The sequence below is a fragment of the Halorubrum wangae genome (genome assembly GCF_051194135.1).
Taxonomy (GTDB): Archaea; Halobacteriota; Halobacteria; order Halobacteriales; family Haloferacaceae; genus Halorubrum.
Genome location: NZ_JBLZNH010000002.1, coordinates 696,938 through 713,504, shown reverse-complemented (window position 1 = coordinate 713,504; position 16,567 = coordinate 696,938). Strand labels below are relative to the sequence as shown.

At 67.8% G+C, this 16,567-nt stretch carries 19 protein-coding genes and 1 tRNA gene; 14 read left to right on the top strand and 6 right to left on the bottom strand.

Annotated elements, in window-relative coordinates; translation table 11 throughout:
- The first annotated feature begins 2 nt into the window (after positions 1 to 2).
- The 4 genes from ACNS84_RS08810 (at position 3) to moaA (ending at position 2,983) form a co-directional block, all read left to right on the top strand.
- Positions 3 to 560 (top strand): hypothetical protein, encoded by a 558-nt coding sequence (locus tag ACNS84_RS08810; protein ID WP_435074474.1) that lies wholly within the window; start codon positions 3 to 5, stop codon positions 558 to 560.
- A 91-nt stretch (positions 561 to 651) separates the two neighbouring features.
- Positions 652 to 1,077, top strand: a complete 426-nt coding sequence (locus ACNS84_RS08805) for a universal stress protein (RefSeq protein ID WP_435074473.1) — start codon at positions 652 to 654, stop codon at positions 1,075 to 1,077.
- 5 nt (positions 1,078 to 1,082) lie between these two features.
- A complete protein-coding gene (locus ACNS84_RS08800) occupies positions 1,083 to 1,850 on the top strand; it encodes an MBL fold metallo-hydrolase (protein WP_435074718.1) in 768 nt (255 codons plus the stop codon).
- Positions 1,851 to 1,978: 128 nt separating this feature from the next.
- Positions 1,979 to 2,983, top strand: coding sequence for a GTP 3',8-cyclase MoaA (gene moaA / locus ACNS84_RS08795; protein ID WP_435074472.1), 1,005 nt, complete (start codon positions 1,979 to 1,981; stop codon positions 2,981 to 2,983).
- A 146-nt stretch (positions 2,984 to 3,129) separates the two neighbouring features.
- Here moaA and ACNS84_RS08790 read toward each other — a convergent pair.
- Positions 3,130 to 3,204: transfer RNA gene (locus ACNS84_RS08790), tRNA-Arg, on the bottom strand.
- 102 nt (positions 3,205 to 3,306) lie between these two features.
- Between ACNS84_RS08790 and ACNS84_RS08785 the strand changes: the two genes are divergently transcribed.
- Positions 3,307 to 3,933, top strand: coding sequence for an AAA family ATPase (locus ACNS84_RS08785; protein WP_435074471.1), 627 nt, complete (start codon positions 3,307 to 3,309; stop codon positions 3,931 to 3,933).
- Positions 3,930 to 4,382 (top strand): RNA-binding domain-containing protein, encoded by a 453-nt coding sequence (locus ACNS84_RS08780; RefSeq protein WP_435074470.1) that lies wholly within the window; start codon positions 3,930 to 3,932, stop codon positions 4,380 to 4,382. Before ACNS84_RS08785 ends, ACNS84_RS08780 begins: the two co-directional genes overlap by 4 nt.
- A 56-nt stretch (positions 4,383 to 4,438) precedes the next feature.
- Here ACNS84_RS08780 and ACNS84_RS08775 read toward each other — a convergent pair whose 3' ends face one another.
- The 3 genes from ACNS84_RS08775 to ACNS84_RS08765 all read right to left on the bottom strand — a co-directional run bounded on the left by ACNS84_RS08775 (position 4,439) and on the right by ACNS84_RS08765 (position 6,962).
- Entirely contained in the window at positions 4,439 to 5,017 is a 579-nt protein-coding gene (locus tag ACNS84_RS08775; protein WP_435074469.1) for a DUF7978 family protein, read from the bottom strand.
- 268 nt (positions 5,018 to 5,285) lie between these two features.
- Positions 5,286 to 6,206: a DMT family transporter gene (locus tag ACNS84_RS08770; RefSeq protein WP_435074468.1), complete on the bottom strand. Its 921-nt coding sequence runs from the start codon at positions 6,204 to 6,206 to the stop codon at positions 5,286 to 5,288.
- Positions 6,207 to 6,290: 84 nt separating this feature from the next.
- Positions 6,291 to 6,962 (bottom strand): ArsR/SmtB family transcription factor, encoded by a 672-nt coding sequence (locus tag ACNS84_RS08765; protein WP_435074467.1) that lies wholly within the window; start codon positions 6,960 to 6,962, stop codon positions 6,291 to 6,293.
- Positions 6,963 to 7,137: 175 nt separating this feature from the next.
- On the opposite strand from ACNS84_RS08765, the gene gpmI reads away from it, so the two are divergent.
- On the top strand, positions 7,138 to 8,712 hold the full coding sequence (gpmI, locus tag ACNS84_RS08760; protein WP_435074466.1) for a 2,3-bisphosphoglycerate-independent phosphoglycerate mutase: 1,575 nt from the start codon (positions 7,138 to 7,140) through the stop codon (positions 8,710 to 8,712).
- Positions 8,713 to 8,974: 262 nt separating this feature from the next.
- On the opposite strand, the gene ACNS84_RS08755 is transcribed toward gpmI, so the two are convergent.
- Positions 8,975 to 9,271 carry a hypothetical protein gene (locus ACNS84_RS08755; protein WP_435074465.1) on the bottom strand — a complete coding sequence of 99 codons (297 nt, stop codon included), beginning with the start codon at positions 9,269 to 9,271 and terminating at the stop codon, positions 8,975 to 8,977.
- A gap of 30 nt (positions 9,272 to 9,301) precedes the next feature.
- The gene (locus ACNS84_RS08750; RefSeq protein WP_435074464.1) at positions 9,302 to 9,517 is read right to left on the bottom strand and encodes a hypothetical protein; all 216 of its coding nucleotides are present in this window, start codon (positions 9,515 to 9,517) and stop codon (positions 9,302 to 9,304) included.
- Positions 9,518 to 9,827: 310 nt separating this feature from the next.
- Here ACNS84_RS08750 and ACNS84_RS08745 point away from each other — a divergent pair, with 310 nt between their 5' ends.
- The 7 genes from ACNS84_RS08745 to ACNS84_RS08715 all read left to right on the top strand — a co-directional run bounded on the left by ACNS84_RS08745 (position 9,828) and on the right by ACNS84_RS08715 (position 16,547).
- On the top strand, positions 9,828 to 10,970 hold the full coding sequence (locus ACNS84_RS08745) for a thiolase family protein (protein ID WP_435074463.1): 1,143 nt from the start codon (positions 9,828 to 9,830) through the stop codon (positions 10,968 to 10,970).
- A 47-nt stretch (positions 10,971 to 11,017) separates the two neighbouring features.
- Entirely contained in the window at positions 11,018 to 11,605 is a 588-nt protein-coding gene (locus tag ACNS84_RS08740) for a DUF655 domain-containing protein (protein ID WP_435074462.1), read from the top strand.
- Positions 11,606 to 11,650: 45 nt separating this feature from the next.
- The gene (locus tag ACNS84_RS08735) at positions 11,651 to 12,562 is read left to right on the top strand and encodes a 16S ribosomal RNA methyltransferase A (RefSeq protein WP_435074461.1); all 912 of its coding nucleotides are present in this window, start codon (positions 11,651 to 11,653) and stop codon (positions 12,560 to 12,562) included.
- Positions 12,563 to 12,570: 8 nt separating this feature from the next.
- A complete protein-coding gene (locus tag ACNS84_RS08730) occupies positions 12,571 to 13,809 on the top strand; it encodes a mechanosensitive ion channel family protein (RefSeq protein ID WP_435074460.1) in 1,239 nt (412 codons plus the stop codon).
- Complete coding sequence (locus ACNS84_RS08725; protein ID WP_435074459.1) at positions 13,806 to 14,396, top strand: HemK2/MTQ2 family protein methyltransferase; 591 nt, start codon at positions 13,806 to 13,808, stop codon at positions 14,394 to 14,396. Before ACNS84_RS08730 ends, ACNS84_RS08725 begins: the two co-directional genes overlap by 4 nt.
- Before the next feature lie 79 nt (positions 14,397 to 14,475).
- On the top strand, positions 14,476 to 15,477 hold the full coding sequence (locus tag ACNS84_RS08720; protein WP_435074458.1) for a 5-methyltetrahydropteroyltriglutamate--homocysteine methyltransferase: 1,002 nt from the start codon (positions 14,476 to 14,478) through the stop codon (positions 15,475 to 15,477).
- Complete coding sequence (locus ACNS84_RS08715; RefSeq protein ID WP_435074457.1) at positions 15,477 to 16,547, top strand: methionine synthase; 1,071 nt, start codon at positions 15,477 to 15,479, stop codon at positions 16,545 to 16,547. The genes ACNS84_RS08720 and ACNS84_RS08715 overlap by 1 nt, the downstream gene beginning before the upstream one ends.
- Positions 16,548 to 16,567 lie beyond the last annotated feature (20 nt).

The window sequence follows — 16,567 nt, the reverse complement described above, 5'->3', positions numbered from 1 at the left end:
GGATGAGTCGGTTGGCGATCGAATACAGCGCCCACGACCGAGTCCGGGAGGTCGTCGATCGGCTGACCTACTGCGCCGAGCACGTCAGCGTCGAGTTCGACGGGTGGGAGGAGCCGCACGTCAAGGGGCCGGGGTTGTACTTCGCGGTCGTCGCCGACCGCGACTTCGGCGCGTACGCCGACGCGATGGGCGACAACCGATGGCCCCGCGAGAGCTGCGCGTCCGTGTTCGACGAGGAGGCGTTCGTCGACGCCGTCGGTCCGGTGAGCGTCGAGCAGGACGGCGGCGTCGTTGTCGCGGTCGACGGCGAGATAGAGGAGCAGATGGTCCGGTTCCGCGACCTCGGCACCCGGAGCGGCGAGTCCGGCCTCGTCGACGACGTGAGCTACGAGCCGTGGATGGGGTCGCGACACATGAGCGCGATCGAGACCTCGGTCCGGCCGGAGGTCGTGGCGACGGTGACGCTCAGCGAGGAGACGGGGCGTGTGAGCGTCTTCCGCGACGGCGAGGCGGAGTCGATGCGGCGCCAGGAGATCGGCGGGCCGTGGCGGACGGAGTAGACGTAGACCGGCGGGGTGATCGGCGGGCCGCGTTCCCGGCGCTCGGGTGCGATGCCCCATCGTTAATGGGTCGCCGCTCGAACCGGTGGGTATGTACGACGACATCCTGGTCCCGACCGACGGAAGTGAGGCGGTCGACCGCGCGCTCGATCACGCAGTTCGGCTGGCGAGCGACCACGACGCCACGGTTCACGCGCTGTACGTCGTCGACCAGCGAGTCACGACCGCGAACTCCGGCGAACTCCACGACGAGGTCGTCGCGGACCTAGAGGCGCAAGGCGAGACGGCGGTCGCTGCGGTCGCCGAGCGTGCCGAGGCGGCCGGTCTCGACGTGGAGACGCATATTGCCAGAGGGACGCCCGACACGGAGATCGTCTCGTACGCCGATCAGAACGGGATCGACGTGATCGTGATGAGTCCGGAGGGGAAGTCGCCGCGCGAGCGCATCCGGTCGCTCGGCAGCGTCTCGGACCGCGTCGCCGACGACGCGACAGTCCCGGTGTTCCTGATCAAGTGAGCCGCATGGAACTCACCGTCCTCGGCTCCGGCAGCGCGATGCCCGTCCCCGAGCGCGCGCAGGCTGGGTACCTCCTCGACGATCGCGACCGATCGCTCCTCGTCGACTGCGGGAGCGGCGTCCTCCAGCGACTCGCCGCCACCGAGACCGGCTACGAGGGGGTCTCGACGGTCCTCCTCACGCATCACCACCTCGACCACGTCGCGGCGCTGCTCCCGCTCCTGAAGGCCCGATGGCTGGCGGGCGCGGAACACCTCGAGGTCGTCGGTCCCGCGGGGACCAAATCGCTCGTCGACGGCCTCCTCGACGTGCACGACTACCTCGAGGGTCGGGTCGACCTCGCGGTCCGGGAGGTGTCGGCGACGCGTCCGTTCGTGGCGGCCGGCTTCGACGTCGCCGCCCGCGAAACCCGTCACTCGATGGACGGACTCGCGTACCGCTTCTCGCCGCCGGGCACCGATATCGACCCCGCCGACGGCCCGCTCACGCTGTCGGGCGACACCGAGGCATTCGCGGGGATGGCGTCGTTCGCCGACGGGAGCGACGTGCTCGTCCACGACTGCTCGTTCCCGGACGGGACGAGCGTGTCGAACCACCCGAACCCCACCGAGTTGGGTGAGTCGCTCGCGGGGGTCGACGTCGATACCCTCCTGCTGTCGCACCTCTACCCGCACACGGGCGGCAGAGAGCGCGAGATGATCCGAAGCGTCCGCGAGGCCGGGTTCGAGGGCGACGTCGAGGTCGCGAGCGACGGGCTCCGAATCGGGCTCTGAACGACGCGCCGGTCGAGGCCACAGCGGCGGTGTCAGTCGAACCCCCTTCGGAGGGCGTAACCGGTGATCGTTTCGCCCGGTCACGATCGACCCAGATGTTTAAGCGATCACGCCTGCTTTCACTTGTCATGACCGGGCCACTCGCGGACGATTTCGGGCGGGAAGTGACGGGGGTTCGGATCTCGCTTACCGACCGCTGTAACTTCGACTGCGTCTACTGTCACAACGAGGGGTTAGGCGACACGCGAGGCCCGATGGAACCGAGTGAGGACGAGATGAGCGCCGACGACGTGGTTCGCTTTCTGGAGGTCGTCGAGGGGTACGGCGTCGACTCGGTGAAGTTCACCGGCGGCGAGCCGATGCTCCGACAGGACTTAGAAGAGATCATCGAGCGCACGCCCGACTCGATGGAGGTGTCGATGACGACGAACGGGACGTTCCTCCCCGGCCGCGCCGAGGACCTGAAGGCCGCCGGACTCGACCGGGTGAACGTCTCGCAGGACGCGCTCGACCCCGACGACTTCGCCGAGGTGACCAAATCCGGCGCGTACGAGCAGGTCTTAAAAGGCGTCAAGGCGGCCGTCGACGCCGGCCTCGACCCCGTAAAGCTCAACATGGTCGTCTTCACGCACACCGCCGGCTACGTCGAGGAGATGGTCGACCACGTGGCGGAGAACGAGGGGCTCCAGCTCCAGCTCATCGAGTACATGCCGGAACTCACCGGGAAGCCGGAGTGGAACATCGACATCGGGCGCGTCCACGACTGGCTCGCCGGGAAGGCGGACCGTGTCGAGCACCGCGAGATGCACGACCGCAAGCGCTACTTCGTCGGCGAGAACGCAGACGGCGAGGGCGGCGGTATGGTCGAAATCGTCGACCCCGTCGAGAACGAGTCGTTCTGCGCGAACTGCGGTCGCGTCCGCGTCACCCACGAAGGGTATTTAAAAGGCTGTCTCAACCGCAACGACGACCTTCGGTCGATGGGCGAGATGAGCCGCAAGGAAATCGCGGAGACGTTCGAGGAAGTGGTAGCTAATCGGGTGCCCTACTACGGCGAGTACCTGATCGAGAACGACGAGGGCGAGTACGAACTCAACGAGGAGTACCTCGGAACGCCGAGCGTGGCCGACTAAGAGATCGCATCGCGAGTGGCGGCGGAGCCGACCGCGGCCCGTTCCGGCCGCTTCCCCGTGTGTCACCGGTGCTCGTGACGCTCGTCGGTTGCTCCAAATCGGCGACGAGCCACTCCGCCCGCGAGAACGAGTGCGACGGCATCGAACGAGCACGATGGGATTCGAACCCACGACCATCGGATTAGAAGTCCGACGCTCTATCCTGGCTGAGCTACGTGCCCTCGTCTCGTACTCTGCCGCCCGATATAAAAAACGCCGACGGTTCGGACCGGCGCCGTGACTCAACAGCAGACCTAAGTCCGGCACGGGACTACTCCGCGCCAATGAACGTTATCGGAACCGTCGGGCTCCCCGGAAGCGGGAAGGGGGAGGCGGCGAACGTGGCCGAGGCGGCCGGCATCCCGGTCGTCGTGATGGGCGACGTAATCCGGGCGGAGTGCCGCCGCCGCGGACTCGACCCCGCCGAGCACCACGGCCGGATCGCGCGGGCGCTCCGCGAGGAGGAGGGCGACGACGCAATCGCCGCCCGCACGCTGCCGCGTATCCGCGAGGCCGCCGCGGAGAGCGACCGCGACGCGGTCCTCGTCGACGGCCTGCGCTCCACCGTCGAACTGGAGCGCTTCCGCGAGGCGTTCGGCGACGACTTCACCCTCGTGGCGATCCGGGCGCCGTTCGAACTGCGCGCCGAGCGCCTCGACGATCGGGGTCGCGACGACTCCGACTCGGACCTCGAGGCCCTCCGCGAGCGCGACGAGCGCGAAATCGATCTCGGCCTCGGCGACACCCTCGAACGGGCCGATGTAGAGGTCGACAACACGGGAACGCTCGCGGCGTTCCGGACTCGCATTCGCGAGGTGCTGGGGGTCTCGGCGGGGGCGGACGCGGAGGGCTCCGCCGACCCGGACCCGGACGCCGCCGAGCCGGCCAACGCCGGAGGTGACGGCGCGTGATCTACAGCATCGACGTGCGAATCGAGGTCCCGGTCCACGACACTGAGGTTACCGACCGGGTCGACGACGCGGTGCGAAACGTGTTCCCCGACGCGGAGCCGGTCCACGAAGACGGGCTGCTCGTCGCCGAGGCGCACACCCTCGACGCCTTCTCCGACGTGCTTCACGAACAGGAGATACTCGACACCGCCCGCCGAGTGTTCCTGCGGAACAGTACCGAGGACGGGTTCGCGTTCTCCTTAAAAAAGCAGGCCGCGTTCGAGGGAATCGTCAACTTCGCGGTGGGCGAGTCCGACGAACTCGGCGAAATCAACGTCGACGTCCGCGTTCGCGAACCCGACGTCGAGGCGTTCATCGACTACGTCGCACCGGAGACCGACAAGGGCCGACCGGTCGACCCGGTTCGAGAGTACGGCGACCGATTCGACCCCGACCCGGACGACTACTGAGTTCGGGAGGCAGGCAAGCGACCCTTCTGCTGACGTTCGCGCGGACGCTCGTTCGGTCAGTCGCTCAGCAGCGTCGCCCCCGCGCCGCCGGCGGCGCCGAAGCCCGCCGGGTACACTGCCCCGGCGAGAAGGACGGCAGTGACGACGTCGGGAGCGACCGCCCCGTCGCCGACCGAGTACCGGAAGAGGAGCGCGCCGATCACGGCCAGCGGGAGGTATCCGCCGATGACGAGTGACCCGGCCTTCGCACCGTCGACCAGTTCCGTCGCCCCGGCGACCCGACCGGCGACGAGACCGGCGAGGAACAGCAGGACCGGCGGAACGACGAACAGCAGCGACAGCGATCCGCCCTCGGCCTGCGAGATGAGGTTCACCGTCCGAGAGCCGCCGACCAGCGACGGAATTCGGGTGTTGACGAAGTGTCCGTTGTAGAACACCCACCCGATCGCCTTCCAGACCGGGATCGGGTCCCCGCCGAACAGGTCGGCCAAGAAGTTGACCCCCGCGAGTTGTTCCTCGACCGCCGACTGCTGGGTGACGTACGTGAACAGGTAGCCGAGAAGGTACGCGACGGCGCCCGCGGCCGCGCCGCCGACGATTCCGTTCGTACCGCTCGTTCGGTCGGGGAGGGACATGACCCCGATTCGTTTCGGGCGTGATAAGTGTTTGTTGGCTCACGGCGGGTGTGTAAGAACCGCGTCTCAGCCGGCGAGGCAACCGAATTCCGGTAGTTCGTGGCCTCGATTCACTCCGTCTGTGAGATAGTGTATTAATCTCGTCGTGGACTCTCGCGTCGGCGAAGGTCAGGTGTTTCACAACAGCCCCTCGCGACGGCCAGTCTCGCAGCACCGGCTAATAGGATCGGTGAGTGTGCGTCGAGTTGGCATACGCCGTCCAGGCGACTTACCCGGCGATGCCGTACTCGCGGAGCGCGGACCGGAACGCCGCCCGCTTCACCAGCACGAAGCCGAGACAGATGATCAGGAAGCCGGCGACGGTGTTGAGGGTGATCCCCTCGTTTAAGAACAGCCAGCCGGTGACCGCGGCGAATATCGGGGCGACGTAGGAGACGAGGTTGATTTCGATGGGGCCGAGTCGGTCGAGCAGGTCGAAGTAGATGAGGAAGCCGAGCCCGCTGGCGGCGACCGAGAGGTACGCCAGCGACAGGATCCCCTCGGTCGTCCAGGAGACGGCGTTGACGGACTCGCCGAGCCCGACGGACAGCAGGTGCATCAACAGCGCGCCCAGCAGCATCGACCACGCTTCCATCGTCTCGATGGAAATGTCGGAGTCCGACGCGCGGGTGAGCACCGACCCGAGCGCGAACGAGGCCGCCGCCAGCAGGACGAGGAGTTTCGCGACCGCGCCGCCGCCCGTCAGGTTCGAGAGGTCGGGTGCGGCCAGCACGACCGCGCCGACGAGGCCGACGAGGAGTCCGGTCACGCCGACGACCGTCAACCGCTCGGAGGGGAGGAAGGCGCGCGCGAACACGGTCGTCAACACGGGCGAAAGGCTGACGATCACGGCCGCGACCGCGCTCGTCACGGCCGGGTCGGTCTCGCCGATGAAGAGGAACGCGTGGTAGGCGGCGATGATCAGCGTCGAGCCGACCGCGACGACGGCCCACTCGTCGCGTCCGCGCGGAATCGGATCGTCGACGACGTATGCGGCGTACCCGAGCATGATGACGCCGGCGACGTCGTACCGGAGCGCGGCGAACAGCACGGGCGGGAAGTACGCCAGCCCGGCCTTGATGGCCATGAACGCGGATCCCCAGATCGCGGCGAGGACGACAAACAGCGCGAGGTTCCGGGCTCGGGTCACACGCCATCTCCTCGGGGCGCAGTTCAAAAGCTTCCGGAAGCGGCCGGACGTGCTGGGAGGGGCGACGAAATCGACGCCGGCGCGCTACCGGACGCGGTAGTGCTCGCCGTCACCGTCGCCCTCGCGGGCGAGGACGCCGACGTCGGCGAGTCGGCCCAGCGCGTCGGCGACGGTGCTCTCGCGGGCGCCGACCTCGTCGGCCACGGACGCGGGGGTGCCGTCGGTTTCGACGACCGCGGCGAGGATCGCGGCGTAAAAGCGGCTGTCGGCCTCAGTGCCGAGTCGCTCCTCGATCTTCGCGAGCGCGTCCTCGACCCGTCCTTGCACCCACCGCTGGGCCAGCGAGAGCTCGCGGTCGAGGTCCTGGAGTCGGGCGTACTCCCCTGCGAGGTCGGCGATGTCGTTCGACGTGCCCGACCCGTCGGGCGCCTCGATGGTGAGGTGGGGACACCGCCCGGACATGTCGAGGCTGTTCTTGGCGGGATAGGCGCTCTTCGCGCCGAAGCCGTACGGCGAGACGCTCACCTCCAGTCTGAGGCTCCGAGAGATCCGGAAGTACTTCCGGCGTTGGTCGTCGGTCGTCGACTCGATCAGCCCGGCTTCCTCCAGCTTCCGCAGGTGGTCGATGACCGCCTTCGGGCTCACGTCGAGGTACTCCGAGATCTCCGTGACGTAGCAGGGCTTGGTGGCGAGAAGCCGGAGGATGCGCCGCCGGTTCTCGTTGCCGAGGAGATCGAGCAGTACCGCGGAGTCCATTAACGTATGGTTAGCGTCGGATATATAAAAGGCTGACTTACGGCGCGCGACCGGCCGCACCTCGGTACGCGGACCGGCGTCGCGTGACGATCACGGGCGATGACGGCCGTGCGGGTGCCGTGCTGGGATCGCACGGAGCGAAGGGTAGTTACCCCGCCGCGGGGAACAAGAGAGTATGCAAACGGCGCTTATCGTCCTCGACGGTTGGGGACTCGGACGCGGTGCGGGCGACGACAGTGCGGGCGAAGACGGCGACCCGGTCGACCCCTCGGGGCGTCCGGCCGGTCGGGACGCGGTGGCGGCCGCCGACACGCCGACGTTCGACGACGCGACCGAGCGCGGTGCGGACGGGAGGCTCGTCGTCCACGGGCGACGCGTGGGACTCCCCGAGGGGCAGATGGGGAACTCGGAGGTCGGTCACCTGAACATCGGCGCGGGACGGGTCGTCAAGCAGGCGTACACCCGGATCACGGACGCGCTCGAAGCGGGGTCGCTCTCGGACAACGACGCCATCGCGGGGGCGCTGGAGCACGCCCGATCGACCGGCGGGCGGGTCCACTTCATGGGGCTGGTCTCCGACGGCGGCGTCCACTCCGACGTCGAACACCTGCTCGCGCTGATCGACGCCGCGGCCGACGCGGGGGTGCCGGCGACGACCCACGCGTTCACGGACGGCCGTGACACGGCCCCGGAGATCGCCGACCGATTCCTCGCCGAGGTGGAGGCGAAGGCCGACGAGCGCGGGACGGGGGACGTCGCGACCGTCACCGGACGGTACCACGCGATGGACCGCGACGAGAACTGGGAGCGGACGAAGAAGGCGTACGACGCCATCGTCGAACGCGAGGCGCCCCACCGAGCCGACACGGCGGTCGAGGCCGCGACCGAGGCCCACGCCCGCGGCGAGACGGACGAGTTCATCGAGCCGACGGTCGTCGACGACGAGCCGCCCCTCAGCGACGACGACGCGGTGATATTCTTCAACTTCCGGGCGGACCGCGCCCGCCAGCTTGTCCGCCTGCTCACCGACACCCGACCCGAGTGGTCGTTCGAGGTTGACCAGCCCGACATTCGGATGACGACGATGACCGAGTACGACGAGACGTTCGAGTTCCCGGTCGCGTTCCCGCCGGAGATCCCCGAGAACACCATCGGCGAGGTCGTCGCCGACGCCGACCTCACCCAGCTTCGGATCGCCGAGTCAGAGAAGTACCCGCACGTGACGTACTTCCTCAACGGCGGTCGCGAGGTGAAGTTCCCCGGCGAACTGCGCAAAATCGTGAAGAGCCCCGACGTCCCCACCTACGACCGGCAGCCGGAGATGTCGGCCCCGGAGCTCACCGACGAGGCGATCGGTATCATCGAGACCGAGGACCCCGACCTGATGGTCCTCAACTACGCCAACCCGGACATGGTGGGTCACACCGGCGACTTCGACGCCGCGGTCGCGGCGGTGGAGGCCGTCGACGCCCAGCTCAGTCGGCTCCTCGACGCGGTCGCCGACTCGGGCGGCCACGCGGTCGTGACCGCCGACCACGGCAACGCCGACGACATGGGGACTCCGGAGGAGCCCCACACCGCTCACACGTTCAACCCGGTCCCGTTCGTCTACCTCACGCCCGACGGCGACGACGGCGGACGGACGGTCCGCGAGGGTGGCTCGCTCTGCGACATCGCCCCGACGCTCGTGGACCTGATCGGGGTGGATCGACCGGCGGAGATGACCGGCGAGTCGCTTCTCTCGGACTGATTCGGGTCTGTTGAACGCGACTCAGTCGTCGATCAGGTCCGCGACCGAAAAGGCGACCCCGAGTGATCCGACGCCGAAAATATTGTGGCCGCAGCCGTGGCCGTTCCCGCCCTGTTTCGGTCGACTCGACGATCGCATCAGTTACCATGATAACCATTCGCGAGGATAACGGAAATAGGCCCTGTTGAGCTCCTCCGTCGGCGTTCGGGTATAGGGCTGGGCCGAACAGGGAGGTCCGGCGTCGGGGGCGGCCAACGACCGATTACCGGTTGGACGGGTTCTGCGGGCGCGTCAACTTGTTTCCGAACCCGCCCTCGACGTCGACGTGGTACTCCCAGTCACCGCCGAAGGTTTCGGGACGGTCGCCGGTGTACCGCGGGTCGGTTTCGTGAACGATGGTGTAGTTGTAGGTGCCGTTGTCGTCGTAGCCTCGGCAGTTGATCTGGTTCTTCACCCACCCGGAGTCGAGGAACGGGTCGTTCTCGAACGTGCCCCGGTACTGCACTTTGTAGTAGCAGTTGGTGATGGTGGACTGGTCGAGTTCGTCGAACCCGCTCACGGTGCCTTGCGTGCGACCGTCGCCCAGGTCTCAGTAGTAGTCACCGTTCGCGTCGTAGGCGTACCGCGACTTGTACGCGCCCGTGACGACTTCGCCTTCGTCGGGGATGCCGTTGCCGTCTTCGTCTTCGAAGTTGCTTTTCGCCGTGCTACCGAGCGCGGTTCCCACCGGGACGGCCGTGAGCGCCGTTGCCCCCGCGACACCGTGGAGCAGTCGGCGACGAGTCGTATTGTCTGGGTTGTTCATGTTAATCAGTAATCATGATGGCGGACCAGAATATAACAATTTCTACTGATTTGTGACACTGTCTGGATATCCGATAAGACACGAAACTGAGCAGGTACCGTCGTCGCAGATGTCGCTGCGCTCGCTCGCAGAACGGTTCTGTGCTACGCTCGCTCGCAGAACGGTTCTGTGCTACGCTCGCCCGCTGTCGGCGGTCATACCCGGCAATAGCACGCGTGTAACTGTCAACGGAGTCAGTAAACCGTAAACTCCGGGCATATTTCCGCCTGTTCCACGGCCATTTAAGAGTACCACGGACCTGTGATCATTCATGACAGACGAGACGACACCGGTGATCGCCGCCGCCTACCGAACGCCGCAGGGAAGAGACGGAGGCGTCTACGAGGACGTCCGGAGTGAGGACCTCTCGACGACGCTCATCGACCACACGCTTGCGGAGACGGGGCTGACGAGCGACCACGTCGACGACCTGATGTGGGGCGTCGCCCAGCAGCGTACCGAGCAGGACAACAACGTGGCCCGCGTCATCGCGCTGCTCTCGGAACTCGGCGAGTCCGTGCCCGCAACCTCGATCAACCGCTGGTGTGCCTCCTCGATGCAGGCGATCATCTCCGCATCGGACGCGATTGCGGCGGGGAACCGTGACTGCATCGTCGCCGGCGGCGTCGAGAACATGAGCCGCGTTCCGATGGACGGCGACTCTTACCAGCACCTTCACCCGGAGCTCTCGGAGCAGTACAACCTCTTCCAGCTGCAGATGGGGATGACCGCCGAGAAGGTGGCCGAGGAGTACGAGGTGAGCCGCGAGGCCCAAGACGAGTACGCGGCCCGGAGCCACCAGCGCGCGGCCGAGGCGACCGACTCGGGCCGGTTCGACGACGAGATCGTTCCGGTCGAGACGGACGACGGCCTCGTGGAAGAAGACGAGGGGATCCGCCCGGATACGACGGCCGAGAAGCTCGCCGGCCTCTCGCCCGCGTTCACCGGCGACGGCACGGTCACGGCCGGGAACTCCTCGCAGATATCCGACGGCGCGTCGCTGACGCTGGTGACGAGCAAGGCGTTCGCCGAGGACCACGGGCTCGACGTGCTCGCGGAGGTCGGCACGAACAACGTCGCCGGCGTCGACCCGACCGTGATGGGGATCGGTCCGGTGCCCGCGACGCGGGGCCTGCTCGACCGTGCCGGGACGACAATCGACGACTACGACCTGGTCGAACTCAACGAGGCGTTCGCCTCGCAGTGCGAGTACTCCCGCCGCGAACTCGGCGTCGACGAGGAGCGGTACAACGTCAACGGCGGCGCAATCGCCATCGGGCACCCGCTCGGTGCCTCCGGTGCGCGCCTGCCCGTGACGCTGCTCCACGAGATGCAGAAACGCGACGCCGACCGCGGACTCGCGACGCTCTGCGTCGGCTTCGGGCAGGGCGCCGCGATCGAGTTCTCACGATAGGCCCGCGCGGCAGCGGTTTTTTCACCGTACGGGGCGATGAATCGAGCATGAGCGATTCCGAAACCGACGCGCCCGACGCGGCGGACGACGACGACGGCCCCATCGCCGTCCTACTCGACGTGTTACCGAACGGGCGACCGGACGACGATCGCCCCCCGTCACGGAAATCGCCGGTCGCGTACGGCCTCGGGACCAACTCGTTCCGGCTGTACGAACTCTCCCTCGACGATGACGCCGACGTCTCCGTGAGCGACCGCCTCGCGCTCGACGGTCCGGCCGTCGGTCGGTACCGCGAGGTGTCGTACGACGACCTCACTCGAAACGCGGCCGCGGAGGTGGAGTACGCGGTCGAGGATATCGTCGACGCCGACGAGCGGCGGTTCGTCGACTTCTACAACGAAGCCGGTCCAATCACCCTCCGGCTCCACCAACTCAATCTGCTCCCCGGGGTCGGCAAACAGCTCCGGAACAACGTCCTCGACGAGCGCAAGCGCGGCCCCTTCGAGAGCTTCGACGAGGTGTCCGAGCGCGTCTCGGGCCTCTACCGCCCGCGTGAGGTGATCGTCGAACGGATCGTCGAGGAGATCCGCGAGGACGACCTGAAGTACCGGTCGTTCGCCGGGCGCGACGAGTGAGCCTCGAAACGGGACTTTTACCCGGAACGCCGGTCTATCGCGGCCATGACCGACTTATCGACGGGTGAGGCCGCGGCGTACGGGGACCGCGACCCGGACGCCCTCGCGCGGCGGGCCGGGGAGCGCGCGAACCCCGACCGCGACCAGCACTTCCTCGTCGACGACCGCGTGCTCGACCGAATCCCCGGATACCTCCCGGACGACGCCGACACGAGCCACTTGCTGGAGATCGGCGGCGGGGCGGGGGCGCTCACTGACCGACTGCTGGCGACGATCGCGAGCGACGACGGCGATGGCGACGGCGACGCCCCCGGCCACCTCTCCGTGATCGAGCGCGACGGGACGTTCGCCGCGTTCCTTCGCGAGGAGTTCGCGACCGCGGTCGACGACGGCCTCCTCGACGTGATCGAGGGCGACGCGCTCGATGTCGACCTCCCGCCCTTCACCGCCTGCGTCGCCAACCTCCCGTACGGCGTCTCCTCGGAGATCGCCTTCCGCTTGCTCCCCGAGGGGAAGCCGCTCGTGTTGATGTTCCAGGCCGAGTTCGCCGAGCGCATGGTGGCGTCCGCGGGCGAGTCGGAGTACGGCCGGCTCTCCGTCTCGGCGCAGCACTACGCGGCCGTGGAAATCGTCGAGCGCGTTCCGAAGGAGGCGTTCGACCCCCAGCCCGCCGTCGAAAGCGCCGTCGTCCTGTGTACGCCCCGCGACCCCGACTACGCCGTCGGCGACGAGGCGTTCTTCCTCCGGTTCGTGAAGGCGCTGTTCACCCAGCGGCGCAAGACGATGCGGAACGCGATCCGGAACACGGCCCACATCTCCGGGCTCGACGCGCCCGAGGCCGTCGTCGAGGCGGCCGACGAGGAGCTTCTCCGCCGGCGCCCCGGGACGCTGGAGCCCGCCGCGTTCGCCGCGCTGGCCGAACTGGCCCGCGAGCACGGCTCGCCCGGCGAGGCGTGACCGCGGAGATGGGACTCGCGCTCGTCCAGTCGGCATTCGGGCACGTCGCGGTCGGGGCGGCTTCCGCGACGCCGCTTCCGGAGCTGTTGACCGCCGGCGGCACCGCCACCGGACCCGTCGGAGACCTCTACGGCACCCTGACCGAGAACGTGCGGCGCACTATCGCCTCCGCGCTGATCGTCGCCGCCGTGCTCGGCGTGCGGGCGTTCACCGCGTGGGTGAAGCGGCGAGACGGGGAGCTGTCGTCGATGAAGCGTCTGCTGCTCTCGACGTCCGTCGGCGCCGCCACGGCCGTGGGGGCGCTCTCGCTGCTCGTAGTGTGGGACCGGAGCGGCGCGCTCGTCGACGCGTACGAGTCGGCCGCGATCACGAACCAGCTGTCGAACGTCGTGCTCGCGGTGGTGCTGCTGGCGAGTGCCTACGCGCTCACCGACTTTCTCGGCGGTCTCATCCGCCAGATATCCGCCGAGAGCACCATCCTCACCGACCATCAGGAGGAGGTGGTTCGGCGGCTCACGCAGCTGACGGTGTACACCTTCGCGCTGCTCGTCGTGGTCGGGTTGTTCACCGACAACGTCGGCGGCCTCCTCGTCGGGGCGGGGTTTTTAGGAATCGTGGTCGGGATGGCGGCCCGACAGACGCTCGGCGCGGTGCTCGCCGGGTTCGTGCTGATGTTCTCCAGACCGTTCGAGGTCGGCGACTGGGTCGAGGTCGGTGACCACGAGGGGACCGTCACGGAGATTTCGATCATGAGCACCCGCCTTCGGTCGTTCGACGGTGAGATGATTACGCTCCCGAACGACGACGTGCGATCGGGCTCGATCATCGACCGGTCCCGCCGGAACCGCCTGCGGATCGAGATCGAAGTCGGCGTCGACTACGCGACCGACATCGAGCGCGCGGCGTCGGTGATCGAAGGCGTCGTCGCCGACGTCGACGACGTGGCCGCGATGCCCGAGCCGGACGCCGTGACGAAGCGGTTCGACGACTCGGCGGTCGTCCTGGGCGTCCGGTACTGGATCCGGAACCCGAGCATGCGGAAGCGATGGCGGACGCAGACCGCCGCCATGGGCGCGATCAAGACCGCGTTGGAAGACGAGGGTATCGTCATCCCGTTCCCGCAGCAGACGCTCTCCGCGCGGACGGACGACGCGTCCGGACCGCAACTCGACGCGTCGGTCGAGGGGCGAGCGACGACGCGGGGCGGAGGGAGTCCGAGCGACGGGAGCGAGGAGAACAGCCAATGAGCGACGACACCGCCGCCGACCTCGCGGCGCGTCGCGGCGTCGACGAGGCGGTCGTCTACCAGCCCGCCGAGGACTCCGGGCTCCTCGCGGAGGCCGCCGTCGAGACGGCGCACGGTCGCGTGCTGGAGGTGGGGACCGGCTCGGGCTGGGTCGCGGCGCGCGTCGCCGAGGAGCGTGACCTCGACGTGGTCGGCAGCGACCTCAACCCGCACGCGGCGCGGCAGGCCCGCGACCGCGGCGTGGAGGGCGTCGTCGCCGACCTCTGTGCACCGTTTCGCGCCGACGCGTTCGACACCGTCTGTTTCAATCCGCCGTACCTTCCGACCGACCCCGACAACGAGTGGGACGACTGGATGGAGCACGCGCTCTCGGGGGGCGAGTCGGGTCGCGAGCTTATCGAACCGTTCCTCGCGGACGTGGGACGCGTTCTCGCGCCCGACGGCGTGGTACTGCTGCTCGTCTCCTCGCTGACGGGGTACGACGAGGTGCTCGCCCTGGTCGACGATGCCGGCTTCGACTACGAGGTGGTCGTCGAGGAGTCGTTCCCGTTCGAGAGCCTCTCCGTGCTCGCGCTGCGATCGACGTGAGTCGATGCCGAAGGGATATTACTTTTAAGCATAAACTGCATTAGCAAATATTATACGACGGCATATCGAATTTCTGGTGATGACTGAACGTGTCGCGGCCACGCCGGGGCTGTATCCGCTTCCGGACTGGGCGAAAGAGACGCTCTCCGACCTCAAGGGTCACCAGAAGGGCGACCTGTTGAGCGGCGACGAGAGCGAGGCGATCGTCGAGCAGTACGACGAGGTCCGTGCGGAGTACGTCGACGACCAGTTGGACGCCGGCCTCGACCGCGTGGTCGAGGGGCAGGGACGCTGGGACGACATGATCGCGCACCCGCTGACGGTACACGACAGCGTCGAAACCGGCGGGATCGTGCGATACTACGACAACAACAACTTCTACCGCGACCCGCGCGTGGTCGACGACCTCGACTTCTCGGGCGACGTGGCACGCGAACTGGAGTCGGCGAGAAAGCTGATCGACGGCGAGGCACCTCTCGCCGCGACGCTGCCCGGACCCTACTCGCTGGCCGACCTCGCGAGCGACGAGTACTACGGCGACGAGGCCGAGTTCCAGGCCGCCATCGCCGAGTTCCTCGCCGGCGAGGTCGAGGCGTTCCCCGCTCACGAGACGCTGTTCCTCGTTGAGCCGTCGCTCGTGACGAACCCGCCGAGCGAGGGCGCGGAGTCGACCGCGACGGACGCCATCGCGACGGTCGCCGACGCGACCGACGCCGACGTCGTCGTCCAGACCTCGTACGGCGCGCTCGGTGAGAAGCTGTACGCGCACCTCGTCGACGAGGCGGGCGCCGACGCGCTCGGACTCGACCTGGTCGCCGGCGACCGCGACGACTCGGTGTACAACGTGCAGGAGTTCGGCACAACCGACTCGCTCGCGCTCGGCCTCGTCGACGGGCAGAACACGCTCGTCGAGGAGCCGGAGACGGTCGCGGAGCGCGTCGAGTGGTTCGAGTCGCAGATCCCCGCCGAGGGGTTCGACCGGACGTATCTCACGCCCAACACGGAGCTGTTCTACCTGCCCGCGAACAAGTACCGCGCGAAGCTGAACACGCTGGCCGCCGCCGCGGAGGTGCTCGAATAATGGTCCGAAACCCGTCTGCCAACCGCGAACAGTTCCGCCCGAACGACCACCCGAACGACGCGTTCCTGCTGACGACCGTCGTCGGCTCGTACCCGAAGCCGAAGTGGCTGAACCGAGCCGACGAACTCGTCGACGACCCGGACTCGAAGTTCGACGCCGCGGACCTCGACGAGGCCCACGACGACGCCTGTCGGCTCATCACGCACGAACACGAACGCGCCGGGCTCGACACGGTCGTCGACGGCGAGATGCGCCGCAACGAGATGGTGGAGTTCTTCGCCGAGCGGATCGACGGCTACGAGTTCAACGGGCCGGTGAAGGTGTGGGGCCACAACTACTTCGACAAGCCCTCGGTCGTCGAGGAGGTCGAGTACGACGAGCCGTGGCTCGTCGACGAGTTCGAGTTCACCACGAACGTCGCCGAGCGCCCCGTCAAGGTCCCGATCACGGGGCCCTACACGCTCGGATTCTGGGCGTTCAACGAGGCGTACCCCTCCACCGAAGAGCTCGTCTACGACCTGGCCGACCTCGTCAACGAGGAGGTCGAGAAGCTAGTCGAGGCGGGCGCGCGCTACATCCAGATCGACGAGCCCGCGCTGGCGACGACGCCGGAGGACCACGCCATCGTCGGCGAGGCGCTCGAACGCATCGTCTCGGGCATCGACGAGGAGGTCCGCATCGGCCTCCACGTCTGCTACGGCGACTACTCGCGGATCTACCCCGAGATCAACGACTACCCGATCGACGAGTTCGACGTCGAACTGTGTAACGGCGACTTCGAGCAGATCCCGACGTTCACCGATCCCGAGTTCGAGCCTGACCTCGCGCTCGGCGTCGTCGACGCGCACACGGCGGAGGTCGAGTCGGTCGAGGAGATCAAGGAGAACGTCCGACAGGGGCTCCGCGTCGTCCCGCCGGAGAAGCTCACTGTCTCGCCCGACTGCGGCCTGAAGCTCCTGCCCCGCGACATCGCGTACGGCAAGATGGAGAACATGGTGACCGCGGTCCGAGAGGTCGAAGCCGAGATCGACGCCGGCGAAATCGACGTCGACAACCCGCTCGACGACTGAGTTCGGCAGCAACTCGACCA

What these genes read in the sequence shown, in the direction of transcription:
- ACNS84_RS08715 (WP_435074457.1), top strand. Translation starts at nt 15,477, where the DNA reads ATGGTCCGAAACCCGTCTGCCAACCGCGAACAGTTCCGCCCGAACGAC.
- ACNS84_RS08800 (WP_435074718.1), top strand. Translation starts at nt 1,083, where the DNA reads ATGGAACTCACCGTCCTCGGCTCCGGCAGCGCGATGCCCGTCCCCGAG.
- ACNS84_RS08765 (WP_435074467.1), bottom strand. Translation starts at nt 6,962, where the DNA reads ATGGACTCCGCGGTACTGCTCGATCTCCTCGGCAACGAGAACCGGCGG.
- ACNS84_RS08750 (WP_435074464.1), bottom strand. Translation starts at nt 9,517, where the DNA reads ATGAACAACCCAGACAATACGACTCGTCGCCGACTGCTCCACGGTGTC.
- ACNS84_RS08810 (WP_435074474.1), top strand. Translation starts at nt 3, where the DNA reads ATGAGTCGGTTGGCGATCGAATACAGCGCCCACGACCGAGTCCGGGAG.
- gpmI (WP_435074466.1), top strand. Translation starts at nt 7,138, where the DNA reads ATGCAAACGGCGCTTATCGTCCTCGACGGTTGGGGACTCGGACGCGGT.
- ACNS84_RS08735 (WP_435074461.1), top strand. Translation starts at nt 11,651, where the DNA reads ATGACCGACTTATCGACGGGTGAGGCCGCGGCGTACGGGGACCGCGAC.
- ACNS84_RS08775 (WP_435074469.1), bottom strand. Translation starts at nt 5,017, where the DNA reads ATGTCCCTCCCCGACCGAACGAGCGGTACGAACGGAATCGTCGGCGGC.
- ACNS84_RS08730 (WP_435074460.1), top strand. Translation starts at nt 12,571, where the DNA reads ATGGGACTCGCGCTCGTCCAGTCGGCATTCGGGCACGTCGCGGTCGGG.
- ACNS84_RS08725 (WP_435074459.1), top strand. Translation starts at nt 13,806, where the DNA reads ATGAGCGACGACACCGCCGCCGACCTCGCGGCGCGTCGCGGCGTCGAC.
- ACNS84_RS08745 (WP_435074463.1), top strand. Translation starts at nt 9,828, where the DNA reads ATGACAGACGAGACGACACCGGTGATCGCCGCCGCCTACCGAACGCCG.
- ACNS84_RS08785 (WP_435074471.1), top strand. Translation starts at nt 3,307, where the DNA reads ATGAACGTTATCGGAACCGTCGGGCTCCCCGGAAGCGGGAAGGGGGAG.
- moaA (WP_435074472.1), top strand. Translation starts at nt 1,979, where the DNA reads ATGACCGGGCCACTCGCGGACGATTTCGGGCGGGAAGTGACGGGGGTT.
- ACNS84_RS08740 (WP_435074462.1), top strand. Translation starts at nt 11,018, where the DNA reads ATGAGCGATTCCGAAACCGACGCGCCCGACGCGGCGGACGACGACGAC.
- ACNS84_RS08720 (WP_435074458.1), top strand. Translation starts at nt 14,476, where the DNA reads ATGACTGAACGTGTCGCGGCCACGCCGGGGCTGTATCCGCTTCCGGAC.
- ACNS84_RS08805 (WP_435074473.1), top strand. Translation starts at nt 652, where the DNA reads ATGTACGACGACATCCTGGTCCCGACCGACGGAAGTGAGGCGGTCGAC.